Source organism: Bacillus sp. SJ-10 (assembly GCF_002843505.1).
Classification (GTDB): domain Bacteria; phylum Bacillota; class Bacilli; order Bacillales; family Bacillaceae; genus Bacillus; species Bacillus velezensis.
In genome coordinates this window covers 1,623,966-1,645,924 of sequence record NZ_CP025258.1, presented here as the reverse complement: position 1 = coordinate 1,645,924, position 21,959 = coordinate 1,623,966, and the positions used below count along the sequence as shown (strand labels likewise).

At 45.3% G+C, this 21,959-nt stretch carries 20 protein-coding genes; 1 reads left to right on the top strand and 19 read right to left on the bottom strand.

What is annotated here, in order from left to right; genetic code table 11:
* Window positions 1-70: 70 nt before the first annotated feature.
* The 4 genes from CXL14_RS08325 to degQ form a co-directional block, all read right to left on the bottom strand.
* Window positions 71-2,422 (bottom strand): sensor histidine kinase, encoded by a 2,352-nt coding sequence (locus CXL14_RS08325; protein ID WP_269800792.1) that lies wholly within the window; start codon window positions 2,420-2,422, stop codon window positions 71-73.
* A complete protein-coding gene (comX, locus tag CXL14_RS08320) occupies window positions 2,400-2,570 on the bottom strand; it encodes a competence pheromone ComX (protein ID WP_032863917.1) in 171 nt (56 codons plus the stop codon). The genes CXL14_RS08325 and comX overlap by 23 nt, the downstream gene beginning before the upstream one ends.
* Window positions 2,570-3,475 carry a polyprenyl synthetase family protein gene (locus CXL14_RS08315; protein WP_014418764.1) on the bottom strand — a complete coding sequence of 302 codons (906 nt, stop codon included), beginning with the start codon at window positions 3,473-3,475 and terminating at the stop codon, window positions 2,570-2,572. Before CXL14_RS08315 ends, comX begins: the two co-directional genes overlap by 1 nt.
* A gap of 151 nt (window positions 3,476-3,626) precedes the next feature.
* Window positions 3,627-3,767 (bottom strand): degradation enzyme regulation protein DegQ, encoded by a 141-nt coding sequence (gene degQ / locus CXL14_RS08310; RefSeq protein ID WP_003152043.1) that lies wholly within the window; start codon window positions 3,765-3,767, stop codon window positions 3,627-3,629.
* A 465-nt stretch (window positions 3,768-4,232) separates the two neighbouring features.
* Between degQ and CXL14_RS08300 the strand changes: the two genes are divergently transcribed.
* A complete protein-coding gene (locus CXL14_RS08300) occupies window positions 4,233-4,574 on the top strand; it encodes a YuzC family spore coat inner layer protein (RefSeq protein WP_014418765.1) in 342 nt (113 codons plus the stop codon).
* Between the two features lie 6 nt (window positions 4,575-4,580).
* Here CXL14_RS08300 and CXL14_RS08295 read toward each other — a convergent pair whose 3' ends face one another.
* The 15 genes from CXL14_RS08295 to CXL14_RS08225 form a co-directional block, all read right to left on the bottom strand.
* A complete protein-coding gene (locus CXL14_RS08295) occupies window positions 4,581-5,804 on the bottom strand; it encodes an EAL and HDOD domain-containing protein (RefSeq protein WP_014418766.1) in 1,224 nt (407 codons plus the stop codon).
* A gap of 129 nt (window positions 5,805-5,933) precedes the next feature.
* Window positions 5,934-7,400, bottom strand: a complete 1,467-nt coding sequence (locus CXL14_RS08290) for a nicotinate phosphoribosyltransferase (protein ID WP_014418767.1) — start codon at window positions 7,398-7,400, stop codon at window positions 5,934-5,936.
* A gap of 17 nt (window positions 7,401-7,417) precedes the next feature.
* Window positions 7,418-7,969 (bottom strand): cysteine hydrolase family protein, encoded by a 552-nt coding sequence (locus CXL14_RS08285; RefSeq protein WP_003152033.1) that lies wholly within the window; start codon window positions 7,967-7,969, stop codon window positions 7,418-7,420.
* Window positions 7,970-8,065: 96 nt separating this feature from the next.
* Window positions 8,066-8,464 (bottom strand): YueI family protein, encoded by a 399-nt coding sequence (locus tag CXL14_RS08280; protein WP_003152031.1) that lies wholly within the window; start codon window positions 8,462-8,464, stop codon window positions 8,066-8,068.
* 65 nt (window positions 8,465-8,529) lie between these two features.
* On the bottom strand, window positions 8,530-8,778 hold the full coding sequence (locus CXL14_RS08275; RefSeq protein WP_003152028.1) for a YueH family protein: 249 nt from the start codon (window positions 8,776-8,778) through the stop codon (window positions 8,530-8,532).
* Window positions 8,779-8,849: 71 nt separating this feature from the next.
* A complete protein-coding gene (locus CXL14_RS08270; RefSeq protein WP_014418768.1) occupies window positions 8,850-9,071 on the bottom strand; it encodes a spore germination protein in 222 nt (73 codons plus the stop codon).
* Window positions 9,072-9,132: 61 nt separating this feature from the next.
* Entirely contained in the window at window positions 9,133-10,239 is a 1,107-nt protein-coding gene (locus CXL14_RS08265) for an AI-2E family transporter (RefSeq protein WP_014418769.1), read from the bottom strand.
* Between the two features lie 135 nt (window positions 10,240-10,374).
* Window positions 10,375-10,611: a DUF2642 domain-containing protein gene (locus tag CXL14_RS08260; RefSeq protein ID WP_014418770.1), complete on the bottom strand. Its 237-nt coding sequence runs from the start codon at window positions 10,609-10,611 to the stop codon at window positions 10,375-10,377.
* A 137-nt stretch (window positions 10,612-10,748) separates the two neighbouring features.
* Window positions 10,749-11,279 (bottom strand): HD domain-containing protein, encoded by a 531-nt coding sequence (locus tag CXL14_RS08255; RefSeq protein WP_007613450.1) that lies wholly within the window; start codon window positions 11,277-11,279, stop codon window positions 10,749-10,751.
* Window positions 11,280-11,443: 164 nt separating this feature from the next.
* Window positions 11,444-12,175 carry a (S)-benzoin forming benzil reductase gene (locus CXL14_RS08250; protein ID WP_007408685.1) on the bottom strand — a complete coding sequence of 244 codons (732 nt, stop codon included), beginning with the start codon at window positions 12,173-12,175 and terminating at the stop codon, window positions 11,444-11,446.
* Between the two features lie 60 nt (window positions 12,176-12,235).
* On the bottom strand, window positions 12,236-12,709 hold the full coding sequence (gene essA, locus CXL14_RS08245; protein WP_014418771.1) for a type VII secretion protein EssA: 474 nt from the start codon (window positions 12,707-12,709) through the stop codon (window positions 12,236-12,238).
* A 7-nt stretch (window positions 12,710-12,716) separates the two neighbouring features.
* Window positions 12,717-15,842, bottom strand: coding sequence for a type VII secretion protein EsaA (esaA, locus tag CXL14_RS08240; RefSeq protein WP_014418772.1), 3,126 nt, complete (start codon window positions 15,840-15,842; stop codon window positions 12,717-12,719).
* Window positions 15,839-20,314 (bottom strand): type VII secretion protein EssC, encoded by a 4,476-nt coding sequence (gene essC, locus CXL14_RS08235; RefSeq protein WP_101287763.1) that lies wholly within the window; start codon window positions 20,312-20,314, stop codon window positions 15,839-15,841. The genes esaA and essC overlap by 4 nt, the downstream gene beginning before the upstream one ends.
* Window positions 20,315-20,368: 54 nt before the next feature.
* Complete coding sequence (essB, locus tag CXL14_RS08230; RefSeq protein WP_014418774.1) at window positions 20,369-21,655, bottom strand: type VII secretion protein EssB; 1,287 nt, start codon at window positions 21,653-21,655, stop codon at window positions 20,369-20,371.
* Window positions 21,656-21,669: 14 nt separating this feature from the next.
* Window positions 21,670-21,909: an ESX secretion system protein YukD gene (locus tag CXL14_RS08225; RefSeq protein WP_003152015.1), complete on the bottom strand. Its 240-nt coding sequence runs from the start codon at window positions 21,907-21,909 to the stop codon at window positions 21,670-21,672.
* Window positions 21,910-21,959: the final 50 nt, after the last annotated feature.

Below are 21,959 nucleotides of genomic sequence, written 5' to 3'. Positions count from 1 at the left end.
CTTTTACTCACTCATTTCCATTTTATTAAAAAGACTTGGCTTCTGCCAAGTCGATTTGGTGATAAATTGGTTACAATTCCATTTCAATATCCGCTTTAAAACCGTTTCCTTCACTTGTGTCGATTTTCATCCGTCCGTCAAGCGCCCGGACACGCTCCTTAATACCCGAAAGACCCATGCTCATCGACTGCCCGCCGCCTTCTTCCTGATTGCATCCGACACCGTCGTCTTCATAATGCAGAATCACTTTATTTTGAATGCTGATCAGCATAATCAGCACCTCATTCGCCTGTGAATGCTTCATGGCGTTCGAAAGAAATTCCTGAATGATGCGGTACAAATTCAGCTGTGTATCCAAATCCAGCGCCGCCGTAAACCGGCCCGTATTCAGACGGATATGAAACGGCGCACGCTCCTGCTGCTGTGCGGTAAGCTTGGACACCGCCTTGACCAGACCCAAATCATACAGCAGCTGAGGACGCAGCTCATGGCACGTCTCCCGGGTCATCAAAATGACATCCGACATCTGCTCATTCATCTGATGAAGCTTGTCCTGCACCTCTAACTGGCAAGGCTCCTCTTTCTTAAAATCGGCCAGAAACAGCTCACACTGGCGCTTCAAAGAAATCAAGTCCTGCAGCACTGAATCATGCAGATCACGGGCCAAATCCGAACGCTGCTTTTCCTCGATCGTAAACATCAGCTTTTTGAGCCAGACCGGGTTTGAGCCTTGTTGCTTTAGATCTTGTAAATGGTTCATGAGTTCTTCGATCTGCAATATGTTTTCCATCGAAACACTTGTATAAAAAGACAATGTCTTTAACCAAGATATCTCATCTCTTGTCAGTCTTGGAGTATTAATGCTCGACAAACAAAGCAGAACGTATGAGTTTGCCCCTCTTTCTCCAATCTTCATCAGAAAACCTTGATTTACTTCAATAATCTTGCCAATCTCTGATGTGACTTTATCAAATTCTTTTTTATACGGCTGCCAGTTCGGTTCACTGTTCTGTTTATCAAAATACAGAATGTCTCCGTCAGAATTGATTTCAAATATATAAGCTTTACTAACAGGCAAGACGTCCAAAATAGTCTTTTTCAAATTCATAAACACTTGATTTAAAGCTGATACGCTTTTAAGAAGCTGTGTATATTTAAATATGCTGTCTTGGTAATTGTATTTTTCAGAGAAACGCTTTAAGCGAAACTTAAAGTCTAGAACTTCTTTGAAATAAAAAACGGCTAGCATGATTAGAAATACAAACAATGTAATTTGGAAAGTGTCAAAATTTTTATTTTTGTTGATGAATACTACAAATACCCAAACGATTCCTATCGTCGGAATAACTGCTAACAAGCAATAATACCTCAAACGGCCTAACAAGAAATCAATGTTGTAAATCTTATTTACGACAAATTGATATACCAATGCTAAAGGTATGAGCAGAAGAAAAGGTGCAGTAACTACAGCGCTATATACATATTGTCCAAAAATAATCAATGGAGCAATATATAATAAAGAAAAGGGTAAAAAAGCAATTGTATTAGAAACCAGAAGTACTTTTAACAGGTAAGAGAAATCCTTTTTTCTATGTTTTATTTGATATAATATGAGACTAACATAAACTACAATCATTTCTAATAAAAATGTTAAAAGGTTAAGGCTTACAATTAAATGATGACCTATTCTATCTCTAAATAATTCAAGCAGGATATTAATTAGAGGAAGAAGGTACAATAAACCAACGTAAATTCCTCTCGAAAATTTCACTTTAAGTTCTTTGAAATATTGATGCAAGAAATTTAGATATAAAACAGGCACAGCTAAAAAGGTGTAAAGATTAATGTACCTATTAATACGATAACCTCTTGTAACCCCTCCTGCGCTTAAGTATGCAATAGAAATACACAGTAAAAAGCAAATAAGAATATACGCTGAGACGCTATCTTTTCTTAGGTTGACTTTAAATATATAAAATATGCATATTAAACTAAGAAGAAAAAAGATACACGGAATAATATACGAAAAGAAACTATATGGACTATCTAAATAAATGAATTCAATATTTTTAAGTTCTATTAAACGCCCGTCTCTCTCAACTTTTAAATACTTAATTTTCGCAAGGTATGAACCATAAATATTTTCTTTTTTAGGTTTTCCGCCATTTATTTCAGTAATTCTGTCCCCAATTTTTAGACCCATTATTCTTCCATAAGAAGATTTTGAAATATCCACAACTTTTAATTCTTGGTTAGAAGACTGAACTACTTTTGTTCCTATTAATATTCCATTCTGAGTATAATAAATTATAAAAGTAAAATAAAAAATTCCGAACAATAATAAAGCAACCGTAAAACATTTCAGCAATTGTCTCAAGGAACCACAACTCTCTTGTTTTTTAAGTAAACCAAGCTGGGTCATTTCTTCTTATTTTTACATTATTATCAAAAATCTCAAGAATAGTTGGGATAAGTGAATTTGGGATACTAAGTAAACTAACTTCTTCTTTTTTTAATTTCTCTAGTACTTCTGGGTTTTTCATTAAATAATTTACGATGTCTTGATTCATTATACTGTGCCCTCATTCAATGATTTGTAATGCAATAACTCAATTTCAATATTTATTTTGTTTAATTCATTCATTATTTTATCTTCATATAATTTAATCATGATAGAAATATATTGAATCACCCCAGCATCCCAAAGCTTTTGTTTGAACGCGTCTTTATCTGAAAGCAATAATTGATATTCCTGGTTTGAATTCATTATTTTAAGAATTAATACTGACATCGGATTAAATTTTCGTTTTAAGTATAATAAAACTAAGTTATTTCTTTTTTTGTTAATATCACTGCGTTCTTTATTAAATAACCCATAATAATCATTCTCTATTTGTTTCACAATTCCTAACAAGTAAGAATAATTCTCAACAGTCTCGTTATATTCCCCGGATGCAAGCATTGTTCCCAGTACACATGGCATCGCAGTAAGTGAACCTGATTTATGTTTTATCATTTCGAGGCACTCTTCTTCAGTCTCGGCCACATTCCTTAAGTCATCATGCTGCCCCTGCATTGCTTCTAATGCATATTTTAAGGCTAACTGAGAAAATTCGGAAACTGTACAAAGCGAATTAATGAGATGGAGACTAATTGTATAGAGAGATGTTGATGCATTTAGCGAAACTGAGCGGTCAATTTTCATCCAAAGAGCACTGTCATTATCCTCATCTTCATGGTCATCCAAGATATCAAATGATAAAATCAACAATTCAATTCCAACAGCCAGTAGCTCTATTTCTTTGAAATTTGCTCCGTTAAATGCTATGTAATGCTGATATGCCAGGTTTCCAAAAAAGAAGGATTCTTTTGTTTCAATGAAAGAGCACAGCAGACTGATCAAATCTGAATTGTAAAGATTATCATTTACAATTTCCTTCATCTTCTCTTTAATCGTTTCGGCATCTAAACACATTTGCTCAATAATTGTCTTCACCCTCCCATTCTATTTTACTAAATGCAGGTGATGAAAGACAGCAGGTTTTTCGTTTTTTAACAATCGTATAATACTTTATCCACGAAATGGATAAAAAATGCACAAAAAAAAGACTTGTTTCCAAGTCTTTTTAAGAAATTTTCATTGCATATGAGAATTTATCGAGCTGATCAATGCTTTTGTTAATGTTTCGTAATGAGTCGGTTGTTTCTCTGATATCATTTTCAAGTCGGAATAATAATTGCTTTACTTCTTCTAATTTGTTTTCCACCGTTTCCACACTCCTTTTTTTGAAAGATCAATGAATTGTGTATGGTGAACGAGTCCTAGGTATTTGATCTGTTACTAATAGTGTAAACGTTTTTGCGGGATTTTTCACCGAAAAGTATGTGTAAAAGTATCTGCGTGACACCGCAAACCGAGGTAATCCCATAGTCCCGAACGGAGCATTTAGCGAACAGGACTATATAACTACCAGAAAGGCAGACGTTTAGGATGAAGCAGACCAATCTGGCGGTTCTGCTGTTTTTTTAACGGTTTTCCGACAAACCGGCAAGGACTATAGTCCCTGCCGTCGCAATTTCAAAACAGAATGGGCGAACAACGTCGCATAACCACCGACAAACACCGAAAAGACCGCAACCCCCGCATTGTGGTCTTTTTGCATGTCATAACTCGTTATCACGCCGCCTATACTCATGTATAACGAATGTTTTCTCAGGAAGGAGGCCGCCGTATGCATTATGTGTATCCATGCTTCCCTGTTTTCGCCGCGCCATACCGGAATCCTGCGCCCAGTCCCCCGGTTCACGCAGATATTTTGACAGCGTCCGCAAAAGAAGCTGCGGGCATGCTGGAGGATGCGCGCCTGCTCCTTGCGCGTCTGTCGGCGTCAAAAGAGCTTGCGCGCCGCATTCTCACCGCAGCGCAATCATCTGACACCGCAGCGGTCAAGCGGCTCATTAAGCAGACCGGCATCAAAAATGATTTTGACGTGACGTATAATCCCGACGGCATCCGTGTCAGTCTGATCAGAGAGCAAAGCCGGTTTATCATCGCCCTCAGGTGGTCGGCTTAAAGCGGCTCAATCCACGATCAGCTGCCGGCACCATTCGATCGCCTGTAAGTAACATTCATACGCTTCTTCTTTGTTCAGTTCTTTTCCCCACTCGTCACAGTCCCAGTTGTTGCATTCAATGGCTTTGACGAGCGCGAGCATCTTATAATAATCGTTTTCATAACCGAGCAGCGCCTGTCCGACTTCATCGATTAAAGGCAGTTCTTTGATGATATCCTCCAGCTCCCTGTGGAGAAGCGTATCGATGAGCGAAAACATGCCGATCAGCATGTAAGAAGAGGGCTGGGGCCTTCCGGTTCTTTTCGCCAGCAGTTCGCACAGTTTGGCCCTGATTAAGGAAATCTTAATGATTTCTTTTTGGCTTGAGTGGCTTTTCGCCGTTAAATCTCTGAATGAAAGAATGTAAATCAAGCGCTTAATCTCATTCAGCCCGAGCATCATGATGGCCTGCTGGATGCTGTCTATCTTTTTTTTCAGCCTTGTTTGCGATCCGTTTAAAAAACGCAGAATCTGATACGATAAGCTGACGTCCCGCTCTATGTATTCCGTCACGCGCTTTATATTGGGCTGGTCATTGTTTAATTCGCTTAAAAGCTGGTAGTAAGAATGAAAATGAAACGTCAGATCATTTCCGCTGATGACACGCGGTTCACTGAAAAAATATCCTTGAAACAGGTGAAAGCCGTCTATGGCCGCCTGTTTATAATCTTTTCTCGTCTCCACTTTCTCCGCTAAATAAATCAGACTTTTACAGCTGTACGTCTGAATGATTTTTTTGCGCTCCAGACGCGAGGATTGCAAAAAGTCGATTTTTAAAATATCAATATATTTCATCAGCTGTTCCACTAACTCTTCATTTTCCGGATTGATGGCGTAAAAATCATCAAGTGCTAATGTATATCCTAATTTCTTCAGCTGTCTGCATCTTGAGATGAGTGCCGGAGTGATCGGTATGTCCTCAAGAATTTCGATAATAAGCTGGTCAGGATCAAAGGAGGTAGGGAGATCTGAAAACATCAGGCTTTCTGTAAAATTCACAAAGCAGCGTTTCCCCTCAGTCAGCTTTTCGATTCCGATGTTGATAAAGCTGTTAATAATGAGATCCGTCGTAGCTTTATCTCCGTCAGCGGCCGAATAACGGTTCTCTTCGCTCTCCCGGTAAAGAAGTTCATAAGCAACAACCTGTTCGTTTCTGTTGAAGATAGGCTGTCTCGCAACAAACACCTTCATTCATTTACCCCCTTAGATACGGCCTTCGAACATAAGTATATCAAATAATTTGACGAAATTTGTCTAAATGTGAAAAATATTATCACAACAAAAAGGCCTTTCCAGAGAAAGGAAAGGCCGCTTTGTCTTCTATTCAAGTTCCCGTTTCAGCTCGCTTTTGATTTCATGAATCCGCTGCATCTTGTTGCTCCAGCAGTCTTCGCTTAAATCGACCGGATATTCTTCCGGCTTGCTGATCCGTTTGTATTCCTCCCACAGAAGTTTGAGGTTATCCTGCACGTATTGCTGGATGTCGGTAATTTCGGGATTATCATAGCATAAAACGCCGTTTTCAAAGATCGGCTCATGCAGGTCTTTCGCATAGAAATCAGTGACGAATTTGCTGACGAACGTGTGGACGGGATGGAACATTTTTAAGCGTTTCTGATCATTTACCCGCTCGTCATAAAGCGCGATATAATCACCTTCCGAGTGGTGATTCAGCTTGTTGATAATCCGGTATACTCTCTTTCTTCCCGGCGTTGTCACTTTTTCAGGGTTTGACGAAATTTTAATGGTGTCAGTCAGCTTGCCGTCCTCTTCAATGGCGACAAGCTTGTAAACCGCGCCGAGGGCCGGCTGATCGTATGCGGTAATCAGCTTCGTGCCGATGCCCCACGTATCGATTTTCGCTCCTTGGGATTTCAGATTTAATATCGTGTGCTCGTCAAGATCGCTTGAAGCAATGACCTTTGCGTCTGTGAAACCCGCTTCATCAAGCATTTCACGCGCTTTTTTTGACAGGTACGCCAAGTCCCCGCTGTCCAAGCGGATGCCGATGAAGTTGATCCGGTCGCCGAATTCCTTTGCGACTTTAATCGCATTCGGCATGCCCGAACGGATCGTATCGTACGTATCTACGAGAAATACGCAGTCTTTGTGGGTCTCCGCATATTTCTTAAATGCCGTATATTCATCGCGGTACGCTTGTACGAGCGCATGAGCGTGCGTGCCGGATACCGGTATATTAAAACGCTTTCCGGCTCTTACATTACTCGTTGCGCTGAAGCCGCCGATCAGAGCCGCTCTCGCTCCCCACATAGCCGCATCCATTTCATGGGCGCGCCGCGTTCCGAATTCGAGGGCGTCTTCGTCACCGACAACGCCTTTAATGCGGGCCGCTTTCGTGGCGATTAATGTTTGGTAATTCACAATGTTAAGCAGAGCCGTCTCAATCAGCTGGGCTTCGATCAGGGGCGCTTCGACCCGCATAATCGGTTCGTTGTTAAAAACGAGCTCGCCTTCTTTCATGCTGTAAAGAGATCCGGTAAAAGAAAGATCCCGTAAATAATCAATGAAATCATCAGCATAGTGCAATTCCGTTTTTAAATAATTCAGATCGCTGTCGGTAAATTTGAAGTTCTCCAAGTATTCGATTGCTTTTTCTAAGCCCGCAAATACCGCATAGCCGTTTTCAAAGGGAAGCTTTCTGAAAAAAAGCTCAAAAATCGCTTTTTTCTCATGAATGCCGTCTCTCCAGTACGTTTCGGCCATATTAATTTGATAAAGATCTGTATGTAAAGACAAACTGTCGTCTTTAAAACCATGCTCCACCAAAATTATTTTCCCCTTCCTTACTCTGCCACTTGCGCTCCGATGCTGTTCTTAAAATGGGACAGGGCCCATTCATGCCCTTCCGGATTAAAGCTGGCCACAGCGTTTTGATGAATGACGATCTGAAAGCCCTTGTTGTAGGCGTCAACCGCCGTGTGAAGAACGCAGATGTCCGTGCACAGGCCCGCAAGATGCAGCTCAGTGATCTGCCGTTCCCGCAGTTTCAGCTCTAAATCCGTTCCCGCAAAAGCAGAATATCTCGTTTTTTCCATATAATTTACGTTTTTTGCGTGTTTATGTTTCTCATAAAGAGGCGATAGCCTTCCGTACAGCTCTTTGCCCTCCGTGCCGTTGATATTATGCGGAGGAAACAGGCGTGTCTCGGGATGAAAGTCATCGTCTGCATCATGCGAATCTACCGCAAAGACAACGTAATCACCGTTTTCTATAAATGCTTGCGTCAAACTGACAATCGTATCTTCAATCTGTCTCGCGGGTTCTCCGCAGGTTAATGCCCCGTTCTCTGCTGCAAAATCATTCGTATAATCAATGCATATAAATGCTTTTTTCATAGCCGGCCTCCCCGCCATTCATATGAAAACCATTATATCCTATCTCCACTTGTAAGTGAATTGGCATTGTAAAATGACAAACGGTGTTTTGCCCTTTTAAGATTTCAGGAGTGAGCGCTGAAAAATGTCATCCTGTACGTAAATGCCGTCAAGGTTCACGGCATAATCGGCGGCAAAAACCAGGCCGAGCGGCGTTTCGAATTGAAGGTCCGATATGACGGAGCTTCGGACACCGGCAAGTGCGGCAAGCTTCATATATGGTGAATAAGCATGATACGGGAGCCTTCCGTTTATATAGAGCACCGCGTCTTTTCGGCTTTTCAGCGCCTGTTTCACTTCTTCATAAGGCTGCTTTTGCAGCACCTGCCCCTTCGTCAGGGCAATGATGACTCTTTCACGCAGCGAGCCTAAAAATAAATGGCGTTCATCCGGTTTCGTCTGCAGAGGGCCGTACATCCCCTGCTGTAAATAAAGGTCAACCGTTTTGTCGCTCATCGGCCTGTCCCTCCTCAGCTTGTTTTACAATTATCTCCCCGGACGGGACGCGGTAAACCGCTTCGTTACATTTCAGCCACCCAATGGGAGATCTTGCCGGCGAGCTCTCCGGCGGGCTCTTCTTCAATCAGCTTGCTGAATGATTGTAAAAGCCGCTGCGCCAGCGCCTTTTTCTCTTCCTCATAGGAAATGATCGTGCTCCACTCAAGTTCCGGAACGGCTACAAGGGTATGCTGTTCTTTTTTATTTTCATGCAGATATACATCACCGATCATTCCGGACTGCACGGTAATATTCGCTTTTCTGATTTTCATAAAAATTCCCCTTTTATAAAGACTGATTCTATTATACTACAAAAAAGCGACAGCCTCCTAAAAGGAGGCTGTCACGCGTTAAACCAATCAGGTTCGTCAAACACATCGATGTCTTCAAAGCGCGTTTTGCTGAATTTATTAGTAACTTTGATAAAATCTCCGGAATGAAACGCCCCTGCCCCCGCGCCTGAGTGGTCAACGGCTTTGGGAGAAATGGCAAACACGTCACCGAAGCTCGCCGCAGCGTCTCCGGCTAAACTCATAATATAAATCGGTCCCACAATTGCAGGCATACCCACACCTCCGCTTTTCTTTACAGCATTTTATGCGCTGCATCGGGAGTTGTGCCCGTTTTTATTTCGGCTTGCGGCTGTCTTCGAGCTTTGACCGCTGACGAAGTTTGATAAGCCGGACGATATTTAAGACAAAAGCTTTTAAAACCGCGTAAACCGGCACGGCCAGAATCATTGCGAGAATGCCGCCGAAACTGCCCGCTCCGATAAGCAGAAGAATAATGGTGAGCGGGTGGGTATTCAGCCGTTTCCCGATGACAAGCGGAGAAAGCAGGTTCCCGTCAAGCTGCTGGACGACAACGACAACAATAACGGCAAACAGCGCCTTAGCCGGCGAATCCATAAACGCGATAATCACCGCGGGCGCCGCCCCGAGAAACGGCCCCAGGTACGGAATGATATTGGTGACGGCGATCACCATCCCGAGAATTAACGCATACTGCAGGCCGATGATCCAATATCCGATAAAGCATGCCGTTCCGACAAAGAGACAAATCAGCAGCTGGCCTTGGAAATAGGCGGCCAATGTGACATATAAGTCGTTAAATATTTTCCTGCCTTCCGCCCGGTAGGAAGAAGGCAGGATTTTGACCGCCAAGAGCGGAAACCGCCGGCCGTCCTTCAGCATATAAAACAAAATGAACGGAACGGTGATCACGACAAGCGTGATATTCGTAACGACGCCGAACACGGCCGACAGGCTTGCCGTAATATTTTGCGGAAGGCTTTGTAAAAATCCCGTCAGAGACTGCTGGATTTTTTCTATCGACACATAATCCTGCGTCATCATCCACGTAAACCATTTGGAATGGGATAATTGCGCCGTCAAGACTTGAATCTGATGAATGTAATCAGGGAAATTGTTAATCAGCCCCGTGACCTGGGAAGCCACAATCGGTCCGATGGCGGTGAACATAAAGGCAATCAGGCCGATGAAAACGAGATAAATGAGCAGGATCGCCAATGTCCGGGGGATTTTTTTCTCAAGCAGGCGCACGATCGGATTAAAAATGAAAAACAAAATGCCCGAGATCAAAATCGGGAAAAACAGAGTGGTGATAAAACCGAAAAACGGCTGAAAAATAAACGAGACTTTCGTTGATACGTAAATAATGAGCAAAACGAGCAAAATTTGCAGCGTCCAAAAATGGACCTTTGATTTCAACAAGCGGTTTCCTCCTATTGTTATGTGAACTTGTACTGTGATTGTACCAAAAAAAGCCGCCGTGCATCTATGTATCTCAAAAAGAAGACGCACCGGGGTTCTATAGGGCCGCCTCCGGTTTGCGCCTTATTCGGGCTGTTACACGCGTTCGGTATAATCAGGCATGACGGAAACCACATGGCGGTTTCTGATATAAAATACACGGTCATGCGTTTCTTCAATGGCGATGTGATCCGGAGTGGCATCAATCAGCCGTCCTCTGATAATGCGTCTGACGGTTTGAATAATAAACCTTGAGCCGATAAGCTTATGGATGGTCTGATAAACGTAAGGGTCCACTAACGAGACGATTTGCGGGCTTCCTTGATGGGCCATTTTCGCTGATCCCCTTTACTATGTTTTCCTTCAGCATATGCAGCGGACAAAGGCTTTGACACAGTACGTCTATCGGAGCGGAAAAGGTGTTAGTGAGCATGCGGAGTTATGTAAGGGGAAAAGGCCGCATGAGTGGCCTAGACTGAGCTTCTTATGGGATATTGGGCTTGGTCAATTAACTGATCAAGCTTTTGGATTTGTTTGAGCGCGGCCGTGTGATCCATTTGGCGGTAATGGTGATGTCCGCCGGGTTCTTCATCGAGTTCATCCGCTTGTTTCACGATTTGCTGGAGCGTATTCTTGTCCAGTTCGCCTTCAGGCAGATAGGAATCGGTGTGAAGCAGAATCGCCAGCGCAATGTCCTTCGCCGCTTTCGGTTCTTCACCGAGCCGGATGAGCAGCTTATGCGCCCGTTCCGCGCCTTTAATGGCATGGATATCGTTTCTTCTGTACTTTTCATAATCCCATTTGCCGTCTGTGTACCATTCATAATGGCCGACGTCATGCAGTAAAGCCGCTTTCGCCGCCAGATCCGGGCTGACACCTGCTTTTACGGCAAGACGGTATGCATGAAACGCGCAGGCGATCGCATGGGCGACACCGGAACGCTGTAAATACTTTTGTGCGATTGGATGGGTGAAGACATCCATTAACGTTACATTTCTCATGGAAACCCCTCCTTATTTATATTTTTAGAATCCTAACATAAATCGAGAAGAAACTCAATTCATCTGATACATTTCTTATACCCCTTATACGTTGTTTCATTCATCATATGCCGCCGGACTCCGAAGTGATTGTACAAACAAAAAAGAGCAGCGTGAACGCTGCTCTACAAAAATTCTTTGATATCGTATATCCGTCCGTTTTCCGGCTCGCCCGCGATCAGTGAGTGAATGACGCCGGCGATGTATTCAGGACTTCTGAGGTTTTTCGTTTCTTTCAGATTGCGGAACCGTTCGATGTCATGAAAATCTTCTTTTGACGAAGAACGGATGACAGCCTGCATGTCTGTATCCATCACTCCCGGCGAGAATGAGATCATGCGGACCGGCAGCTCTTCATCCTCCTGTTCAAACCCGAATGTTCTCGTAAACATATCAAGCCCCGCTTTTGAGCTGCAATACGCGCTCCAGCCTTTATAAGGATTTTTCGCCGCGCCCGATGTGATGTTGACAATTGTTTTGCTGCCGCTGAACGCTTCGAAACGCTTTGTGAACATTTGGCTGAGCAAAACGGGCGCCGTCAGATTAAGGGTGTAATGGCGGTTCAATTCTTCGGCGGAAGCCTCTTTCGCCCGCTTGATCGGTTCCACCATTCCGGCATTGTTGATCAGTGTGACGGCGGAGTATCCCTTCTCCTCTGCTTGATCAAGAATCGCCTTCATCTGCCGCCCGGTATCTGCCAGATCGGTTAAATCAACACTGTATTCTGTCAGTCCCTCGCGCTTTTCCCCGCTTATCGTTCTTGAAAGCGCGGCGACTTCGGCTCCTTCTTGAAGCGCCTGTTCCGTAAGCGCCCGGCCCAAGCCTTTTGACGCGCCTGTTATAAGAAAAAACTGCATGAAACTCCTCCTTTTTTTCTTATTTTACGGGCTGTCTTCCCGCAAACACAAGCGATCCGTTTACCGCTTTGCCTTTTCCTGCGCCGTGACTTTCGGGATCAGATAGATCATCGCCGCAATCCCGAGGAGGATCAAGACGGCATAAATGACAGGCAGCAGATAAGAAGTCTTTTTCTCTTCCGTTTCCATATCTGCCGAGGTACGCCTCACCGCCGGCTCGGCAAATGTGATACCCAGTTTTTTCGATTGCGCTTTGATCGTATTCGGCTCCGTGTCTGACGATGTAAACAAATTTGATATCAGTTTGTCATCCGGGTTTTCGGCCGGCTGATCAAACGTGATATCCTTCTGTTCTTTCGGAAGCGCCGTTTTTTCCTCGGAGTAGGCATCGTCGTGCAGGTAATCCGTACGAATTTCAATGTCTTTCTTTTCATATTCATTCGGCTTGACATCAGTATTTTCCTCATTCGCGGCTGCGGCTTGGGGAAGGAAAAGGAAAAAGGAGAGAGCAAACAGCAGCAATCCTTTTTCCATGAACGTGTTACGCCTCATAAGACTGATCACTTTCCTCCGTTTTTTCCGCAAACAGCCGAATGACGAGCGGAAGCGCCGCCGCAATCAGCGCAATGATCGCAAGAACCGTTACCCCCATCGCAAACAGATGGCCCGTTCCGTATTGAATATCGATATAGACTTTCGAAACCGGACTGTCAAAGGTGAAGTTCGGCATAATCAGGTCGATCAAAGGCGCCACATAAAAGAGAATGAGCGCTGATGATGCGATCCATCCGGTAATCGAGCTGAAGACAAAGGCTGCCCGGATAAAAGCTGAACTCGCCGCAAGCAAGAGAATCGTAAAGACTGACCATTTAATCGTCTGATCGTCCGGAAGCGAGTAGATATTCAGACCGAACAGACTGATCATCAATCCGACCATAATGTTTAAAATCCCAAAGAGCGCGCCTTTGACAAGAAGCGGCGCCTGCTGATAATACGAGCTGAAATAGCCGATCAGAAGACTGCTGATCAGGACGATCACCAAAATGACGACCGGCGGAACATTCTGAACCCGGTCTTCCGGCACCTCTCCGCTGATTTTAAGCGGGTTGGCGAGATAATCATAAACGTAGCCGTTTTCCTGTCCGTCAACGAGCGCGTTCCCTAAAATGCCGTACACGTCATTTCTGATCAATTTCGTGGAATCGACGTTTTTGCCCCAGTTGCTGTTTAAGGTGTCAGCTTTTTGCTGGACGTCATTTACGCTTTGCTGCATATTGTCGGTATAGCTGATGATGCCGGACTGGCGTTCTGACAGATGGCCCATCGTGTCAGACATTTGCAGGACTTCGCGGCCGACGGTATCCTGAGCGCCGAGCGCCATCGTTCCGGTTAATCCGTCTCCGCTGAACGCGGCCGCTTCCTGCACAGCGCCTTCAGCCAGCTGATCGGATGCTTTCGCCGCGCTGTCTGAAATGCTGGCGAGCTCATCGAGCACTCCGGCTTGTTCATCTCTGATATACGAGCTGTAGTTATCCGAGAATTCGGTCATGCCTTTAATGAAATTGCTGATGTCTTCATCTGTCTGCATTTTGTTGTTTTTCAGATTTTCCCAGCTTGCCGTTTCTTCCGGTTTGATCGCGAGAACGGTTTGGACTTCGCCTTGCTGGGCTTTCAGCACCCTGTTTTTCACATCAGGCAGCGAGCCCGCGTCAAGAGAGTGATAGAGTGTCGCCTCATACAGGGATAAATCATTATAGTAACTCATTAAATCGGATATTTCTTTTGTATTGATGACAGCGGCAAATATCTGTTCAAGAGCAGATTTGCGGCCGCCATCCAATGACGGGTAGTTCAGAATGTTCTGTTCTGTTTTTACAATCATTCTGTAAATGGTATTGAAGTCTTGTTCTCTCTTTCCTTCTGATTCTTCCAGCTTTTTCTTTAATTTGTCTGCCCGTTTTTTGACGTCATCAATCTGGTCTTTAAGGCCTTGGATTTCTTCATCAAGAGCATCGAGACGTTTTTTCAGTTCTTCATTATGAGTCTGCTGTTTTTCTTCCAGCTCTTTTTCAATTTGCTGAATGCGCTCTGCGGCTTGGTTCAGCCTTTCTTTCGCCTCAGATATGTCTGTGCCGCCGTCCCCTTCAGAATCGTTCGGATCGTCTGCCGGCTCATCAGCAGGCGGAATGACGTTTTTAGCGGCAGTGGCGGTTTGGACGGTTTTTGGCTCCTGATCGCTTGTGTTATCGGAAGCAGGCTGCTCTTCTTTTGTACCGTCTTCCGTTTTTCCGTCTTCTCCGGGATTCGTTCCGTTATTCGGATCGGTATCGCCGGAGTTTTCACCGTCATCGCCTTGGCCCGGTTTTTCAGGGGCCGGATTTTCTTTTTCCGGTTCTTTTAATCCGTCAGAAATGTGATTAATTTCAGCGGAGATGCGCTTTAATTCGTCACGCTGATCGTCAAGGTCAATTTTCAAATCGCCGGGTTTTTCTTCTTCCGGTTTTTCTTCTTCTTTCGGTTCATCCGAGCCGTCATCACCCGGGTCCTTTTCCGGAACGGTTAATGCCTGCCGATCCCTTTTCATAAGGGTTTGGATGCTGTTCAGTGTTTCAAATCTTGCTTGAGCTTTATATTGAGTCAAATAATTGTTCAGTAAATTGGATTGAATATCTGCCATCCCGTGTTCCTGCTCAGGAACCTGCGCTTCTCTCACCTGTTGGGCGGCAAGAAGAGCCGATCCCGTCTGGTCAAGCTGTGTCTGCGCCTGGTTTATGCCTGAAGACAGCCCGCTCATCATCGTGCTGAACTGGTTGGCGGCCTGCTGTGCTTTAATGGCATTCAGTCCTGTTGTGATTTGCTTTTGATTTTGTTCCTGCGCGGCCATCAGCAGTTTTTTCTGATTTTCTTGATATTGTTTATAGCGCTCGACCGTATCGGCAAAGTCTTTGAGCGTGGTTTTGGCTTCATCTGCCGAGGTCAATTTTTCTTTTGCCGCGCCCTGCGCTTCATTCATTGATTTTTTCAGTTCGTCAATCAGGTCTTTTTGCCGTTTGATTTCACCTGCCAAGTCATTGGAGCTCGGCTTGTAAAAATTGTACATAACGTTTTGAAATTCTGATTCTTTATTGACGATCTTGTCAAAATCGCCTCGGACATTGTTCACTTTTTGTGAGACGAAATTCCAATATAATGCTGACATTTTTTTATTCATTGATTTTTGGGCGTCTTCTAGCTCACGCTGCACCTTTTCTTTGTTGACGGCGTTCAGGTTGCTTTGAATATTGAATGTCAGCGTGGCTTTTTGCGGACGCTCCTTGTCATAGCTTAAGATATCTTTTGAAAAATCGGATGGAATGTAAACGACGGCGTCATACTTCTTAGCCGCCAGACCGTTTTCAGCCGCGCTCCTGTTGACAACCGTCCATGAATAATCCGGACGGCCGCCGAGAGCGGCCGCTACTTCTTTGCCGAAATGGACGGATTCCTCTTCCTCATTTTCATCTGTTTGTAAGCCCATGTCTTCATTCACGACTGCGATTTGGCGGGTGGCGTTGATTTTTTGTTTTCCCGGGTCATCGCCGATAAACCGGAAAAACAGCACCGGCAGCAGCAGAATGATGACGACCGCGGCTATTAATTTGATCAGGCTTTTTCGTTGTTCAGTCATCTGACGGCCTCCCTTTCCGCTGAACATAAAGGTATTTGGATTTTTTGCTCCTTCCCGTTTTCAACCAAATAGCCGAAGCCCGGCTGAATGTCCGGTTCCTGCCTTTGGTAAGGCAGCGGAATGACATTTTGTTCGGATTTTTTCACAAGCAGCATCGCGTGGCGGATCTGTTTCATTTCCGTCGTTAAGGAATCATAGCCTTTTGAGAATTCGCTGTGATTGCCCGCCGGAATAAAACTGAAGCCCACATGCGCGTAAGATTTCATAAACATCGCCAGTTTGTCCTGAATGGCGGTGTCGATCGTCTGCTGGAATCTTGTAATGCCGTCGGCCATTAACACGACCGGAGAGAAACTGAGTTTGTGCACATCGCCATTTTTGACGGCCTGCGCATACTGAGCTTCGCGCTCCGTGAAAATGGCTTCTGCCGTTTCGATCCACTGCCGGACGTCTTCTTTTGTGTCCAGATAGCTGACCTTTGTTTCCTGCGCATACTGCGACAGTCCGCGGTCAATCGAGTCAAACAGCCCGACCCGTTCCGTACCTTCACGCAGCAGGTGATTCAGCATCACTTTCAGGATGTTTGTTTTTCCACGCTGTGTCTGGCCCAAAATAAGACAATGTTTATTTTTGCCCAGATCAAAGTACACAGGGCTGACCTTTTCCTCATGAAGCCCGACAGGAATGCGGAACGGTTCTTGATGCGGGCCGAGACGGAGTGAAAATTCGCCGGCCGTCAGCCTATCCGGAAGCATCGGAATCGGGTCTGGGCCGGCTGTTCCGGCGTGGCGCTCAGCTAAAGCTTTGACATCATCTTTCAGCGCCTGGAACATCTCAAGGTCATTTTCCGCTTCAGCCGGAAGAAACATTTGCGCGAAATACAGTTCTTCTTTTTGGATCATGACGCGGCCCGGGATCGGTTCGAGACTGAACGGCGGACGCCCGTAAATGGAGTATCCTTCTGACTGATCCATTAAATAATGGACGACTTTCGTTTTTATGTTGTTTAACAGCGACTGGCGGACGGCGTTTACCCTCGTTGCGGTCAGCAGGAAGTAAATGCCTAAGCTTTGCCCGTCGCGTGAAATCTGGATAAATTCTGTTTCTAATTCATGCATTTCATCTTTTACGATGTCGAAATTGTCAATTGTGATAAATATAAATGGCAGCTCTTCTTCACTGAGCGAATTGTACATTTTGATATGGCTGACTTCTTTTTCTCTGAACAGCCGTTTCCGCCGCTCGATTTCTTCCTTGATGCGGATCATGAATTTTTCGATCTTTCTCATTTGATCCATTAAGAAATAGTCTGCGGTGTGCGGAAGCTTTGCCAATGGCAGAAGCGTGCCGTTTCCGAAATCAAAGATGTACATATGAAGCTCTTCTGGCGTGTATCCTTCCGCGAAGTTCATCAGGAAGGTGATGGCAGCCACTGACTTGCCGTAGCCGGATGAGCCGAAAATGCCGATATTGCCGTCATCCATCATCGTATAAGCGAGAGGCGCCTGTCTTTGCTGATCAGGCTCATCCACGCAGGCGATGAAGAAGCGGTCTTTTTCCTGCGCAGGGTAAAGCGTGCGCGGGATACGTTCGGCAAGCGGCGGAAGCCACGGGCTCGGCAGCTTTTCAATGCCCATTTCATTTTGAATCCGCTCGATTTCTTCGACTACGGCTTCTATTTCTGCCGGGGCGTCTTTTTTCGCCGCATCATCCGCGTCCACCTCAGACAGCGGAATTAAGCCGGTATCGGTAACGATGGCAATGTCATCCTCGGTGCCGTATACATCTTCCATGTAAGGCGCGCCGCTCCAGGCAGATTGGAACTGCTCATACACTTCGTTATTTCCGACTTGCAAGTAGCCGCGTCCGGTGACCGTAATATTTGCCGCATCACTGTTTTTCAGGATTTCTTTACTGTCACTTGCATCCTGCACTTTCAGCGCGACCTTAAAGCGTGAGTTGCTCCATATTTGGTCGTCAATGATGCCGCCCGGCTTTTGCGTGGCGAGAATTAAATGCACACCAAGGCTCCGTCCGATGCGGGCCGCGCTGACAAGCTCCCTGATAAAGTCAGGCTCTTCGCTTTTCAACTCGGCGAATTCATCTGAAATCAAAAACAGGTGCGGCATCGGAATATCCGTTTCTCCCTGTTTATACAGCTTTGTATAGTCATTGATGTGATTGACGCGATATTGATCAAACAGCCGCTGCCGTTTTTTCAGCTCGCTTTTAATGGATGCAAGCGCCCTGATACTGAAGTTTCTGCTTCCTTCAATATTCGTGATGGTCCCGAGAAGGTGCGGCATCTTGCGAAACGGCTGGGCCATTCCTCCGCCCTTATAGTCAATCAGCAAAAACGCCGCTTCATGCGGGTGGAAGTGAACGGCCAATGACAGGATGTACGTTTGCAGAAATTCACTTTTCCCGGAGCCGGTCGTTCCCGCCAGCAATCCGTGCGGCCCGTGCGCTTTTTCATGCAGGTTTAAATAGACGATGTCGTCTTTTCCTTTATAGCCGATCGGAACAGCCAGCGATTTTGCAGACTCACTTGTCTCCCACTTCTGCCTGATGCCGATTTCTTTTACTTCCTTCGCATGAAACAGCTCCAGAAATGAGACCGTTTCAGGAATGGAATTCGTCATTCCGACCTGATGGTGCAATGTCCGAAGCGTCCGGGAAAACCGCTCGTTGTTTGTCCGTTCGTGCCTGTCCAGCTTAAACGGGATCTGTACCGCTTTTTTCTGCTGAATGAGAATGTCTCCCTCATCTTCATTAATGTAGCGGACGAGGGTGTGAATGTTTTCCGCCAGGCTTTCCTTCGTTTCCGCAGCGATGATTGCCGAGATGCCGAGATGCTCATGCCGGCCTTCGATATATTCTAAAATGACGTGCTCTGCGATCAGCTGCTGATTTGTGATGACAAAGACAAAATGCGGCTGGAAGATCTTCTTTTCTTTATCTTCTTCCAAATCCCGCTCACGCAGCAGCTCGTAAATGGACGATAACAATTGATCGCGGGTCTGTTCATTGTAAATAAATCCTTTCGCATACATATGAGGCAGCTGAAATTGCGGCAGCCACTTCATCCATTCCCATTCCTTATATTCGTCCTCATGAAAGATAAAGACAAACCGCAGGTCATGGTAGCTGTTGAAGAACGCGAGCTGGCCGATCAGCTGGTGAATTTCATTTTTGACGATCTGGGGTTTCCCGACAAGCCCCATCGGCCCTTCTTGTAAATCAACGGTCACGGGCGCATGGCGGATATCTTTATACACACGCTGCATGTGCTGCGACTGCTCCATCAAGTCATCCACATCGCGGTTCGCCAGGTCTCCGCCGCTCATTGAAATCTCGTAGCTTGCCGGGACCGTGCCCGTTCCAAGCCGAAGCATCAGAAAATCCCTGCTTTCCAGCGATTTCTCCCAAATGCGGCCGCTGATTTCAGAAGTTAAATATTTCATTTTTTCAAACGGGGGAAAATGATGCGTCAGCACTTGCAGCTGTTTTTCCGACAGCGTCTGAAGCTCTTTTCGTTTGCTTTCCAAATACTGCTTGTACACACGCTCCCGTTTTTCCTCCCGTTTTTTCCGCTGGTTTTTTTCACGGAAATACTGCACGGTGGACGTAATGAGAGTCATCATAAACATCGCCAAAGAGACAAGGATGAATATGCCCCTCGGCTGTATAATGGCGACAACCCCCATTACAATCAGCATGACCAAAGGAGGCAGAATGACGAGCCACAGCCCCCGGTTATTCTGTTCGCTTTCCTGCGAGGGAAAGCTGAATGAAACGCGGTCTTCGGGAAGATCGTAGACCATGCGCGGCGTTCTTCGATATTGCGGGTATTTCTTTTTCATTTCGGTGCTTGGTTTTACCGTTTTGGTTAAACCGGTTTGAAGCTTTTCGTGATGAACGACTTCTAAAAGGTCGTCCTCCGTCAGCCTCACACGCAGAAAATTCCACAGCAGCTCATCTCCCGTGCGGAGCCTTTCGGGAGCTTCTGCAAGCTTTCCGTTCACATAAACGTCCTGGCCATCAGGGACGACAGACCAGCATCCTGCCGACTTTCGCAGATAAAAAGCCCCTGTTTGAGCGGAGGACGGCTCTTTGTATATATCCGCTTCCTCTGTTTCTGATGAGAAAACGATCTCATCCTTCCCGCCGATAAAATAGACGGAGGATTCTTCCCGGTCAGGGGTGAGCAGAAGCCGCATCGTCTCTTCTTCAATCCGGCAGGGCATTTCATTTCCTATTGTCAATTCGCCGGCACAGTTATTTCCCAGGAAAACATCATAACGATCTGTTTCTTTTCGATAAAGGGTTGCGGCGTTTTGCCGTAACGGAAGTGTGCCGAACGTGATTGTATCTTTCATATCCGGACCGATCGTAATCGGCTGAGACGGCGGGAGTTCAGACAGCTGAATCTTTTGTACGTGCTCTCGGTAAAAGACCCATAACAGACTCATATGGCGAACCTCCTGACAGCCTGATCGTTACCTGCGGCCATTTGATGTGTGCTGTTATTTTTTTTCATCTTTTTTCTCATCTTTCTTGTCGTTCTCTTTGTTATCTTTCGCTTTGTCTTGTTTGCTTTCATCCTGTCCGGCGGAAGCTTCGGCGGTGTCACCGTTTTCCTTCGCTTCTTTATGCTGTTCCTCCGCCTCTTTTTTCGCCTTCGCAAGCTCGCTTTCCACGGCGTCCAGTTCTTTCTGCTTTTCGTCGTCTTTCATACTGTCATCCGCTAATAATTGCTGTTTATATTTTGTAAGTCCGAGCCAGATGTACGGGTTGTACTCAAGATTGCGGCCGATTTTGATGGCTTCTTCATTTTCCCCTCTGCCGATATCAATCCAATAAAGGAAATGCTTCGGGTCTGATTGCAGCGTGACCAGATTCCCGATGTTTTTCCGTTGCTCTTCCCTCAGATTTTCAACTGCCACATAAGAGGAAGCAAGCTCATACTGCACAGATTCCGGGAGGCTTTCCGCATCGTATTTAGCGAGTGTGTCAATGACTTTGCTGTACTGCTGATTTAAAAAATAGCGGTTGCTTTCTGTAATTGCCTCTTGCTTCGGCTGGGCGAAAAACAGAACGTATAAGGAGTAAAGAAGTGTCGGCACAAGGAGGACGGCAAGCGCCAGACCAGCGTATCTTTGGATTTTCCATTTCTTTTTCGGCAGTTTTATGTATGTCTTGTCCCTTTCTTCGAGGGAATCAATTGCGGTTTGAATGGTTTCTTCCAGTTCTTCAATCGTCTCCGCCTCTAGCACGCTTTTCACCTCAGGAGAGAAGTGAAGCGTCTCCTTGTACTTCAAATATTCATCGAAGGTGTACGCCCCGTCAGCTGCAAGCGCCGCACAGGCTTTGAGCTCTTTTAACACCCTTTCTCTATCTTCCTCATAAGGCGGAAGGCTCTCCTTTACGCCGTAATGAAGAAAGTAAGGCGTCAGCGCTTTATCAAACACGATATTTTCAGGGGCGGCAATCAGATTGAGACGTTTCAGCTTATGCTGTTTCACGGCTTGGACGAGACGGTAGGCAAATTGCCACCTGCTTTTTTTATCTTTTCCTTTTATATAGCGGAAAGCCTGATAAGAAGAAGGAGGTTTGATTGTGATGGTTACTTCGTCTTCTGAAACTGAGACCTCTTTTTGAAAAAAAGGATCAGCATCTTTAATCACGTTTGCTTCCAGCCCGTCAAGAAGCTTGATTTTTTCCCGCTGGAAGGTGAACGTGAAGCCTGATTCGGTTTCTTCCCGGACGGCGTCTAATTCTGTTTCTAAATAAGATCTGTTATGACCTGTCATTCCACCATGTCCTTTCATAAAATTTCAAGGCGGTCTCCGTTCGTAATGCCGCAGTCAGATAGTTTTTGTTCTCCGGAAAAAACCGTTTCTTTATTGACCACTCTGATCCAATAGCCTTCACGCGGCGGAACGGATACATGCTGAGCCTGCCGGGCAATATCAATGACTTTTTTCACAGAATGGTAATCTGACAATCTGAGATCGAAGACGCTGCCGTTATAATGTGTTAAATCTATTGTAATATCGATATACATATTCATATCACCCTTACATAGAAAGAGCGCCGTCTTCTTGATTGAATCAG

Excerpts from the sequence above, each read along its gene's own strand:
- CXL14_RS08225 (WP_003152015.1), bottom strand. The coding sequence starts at position 21,909 with ATGTATATCGATATTACAATAGATTTAACACATTATAACGGCAGCGTC.
- essC (WP_101287763.1), bottom strand. The coding sequence starts at position 20,314 with ATGAGTCTGTTATGGGTCTTTTACCGAGAGCACGTACAAAAGATTCAG.
- CXL14_RS08270 (WP_014418768.1), bottom strand. The coding sequence starts at position 9,071 with ATGCCTGCAATTGTGGGACCGATTTATATTATGAGTTTAGCCGGAGAC.
- CXL14_RS08255 (WP_007613450.1), bottom strand. The coding sequence starts at position 11,279 with ATGAGAAATGTAACGTTAATGGATGTCTTCACCCATCCAATCGCACAA.
- CXL14_RS08300 (WP_014418765.1), top strand. The coding sequence starts at position 4,233 with ATGCATTATGTGTATCCATGCTTCCCTGTTTTCGCCGCGCCATACCGG.
- CXL14_RS08275 (WP_003152028.1), bottom strand. The coding sequence starts at position 8,778 with ATGAAAATCAGAAAAGCGAATATTACCGTGCAGTCCGGAATGATCGGT.
- essA (WP_014418771.1), bottom strand. The coding sequence starts at position 12,709 with ATGGAAAAAGGATTGCTGCTGTTTGCTCTCTCCTTTTTCCTTTTCCTT.
- CXL14_RS08315 (WP_014418764.1), bottom strand. The coding sequence starts at position 3,475 with ATGTGTTTAGATGCCGAAACGATTAAAGAGAAGATGAAGGAAATTGTA.
- CXL14_RS08250 (WP_007408685.1), bottom strand. The coding sequence starts at position 12,175 with ATGCAGTTTTTTCTTATAACAGGCGCGTCAAAAGGCTTGGGCCGGGCG.
- CXL14_RS08325 (WP_269800792.1), bottom strand. The coding sequence starts at position 2,422 with ATGACCCAGCTTGGTTTACTTAAAAAACAAGAGAGTTGTGGTTCCTTG.
- esaA (WP_014418772.1), bottom strand. The coding sequence starts at position 15,842 with ATGACTGAACAACGAAAAAGCCTGATCAAATTAATAGCCGCGGTCGTC.
- essB (WP_014418774.1), bottom strand. The coding sequence starts at position 21,655 with ATGACAGGTCATAACAGATCTTATTTAGAAACAGAATTAGACGCCGTC.
- CXL14_RS08260 (WP_014418770.1), bottom strand. The coding sequence starts at position 10,611 with ATGGCCCATCAAGGAAGCCCGCAAATCGTCTCGTTAGTGGACCCTTAC.
- comX (WP_032863917.1), bottom strand. The coding sequence starts at position 2,570 with ATGAATCAAGACATCGTAAATTATTTAATGAAAAACCCAGAAGTACTA.
- CXL14_RS08285 (WP_003152033.1), bottom strand. The coding sequence starts at position 7,969 with ATGAAAAAAGCATTTATATGCATTGATTATACGAATGATTTTGCAGCA.
- CXL14_RS08280 (WP_003152031.1), bottom strand. The coding sequence starts at position 8,464 with ATGAGCGACAAAACGGTTGACCTTTATTTACAGCAGGGGATGTACGGC.
- CXL14_RS08295 (WP_014418766.1), bottom strand. The coding sequence starts at position 5,804 with ATGAAGGTGTTTGTTGCGAGACAGCCTATCTTCAACAGAAACGAACAG.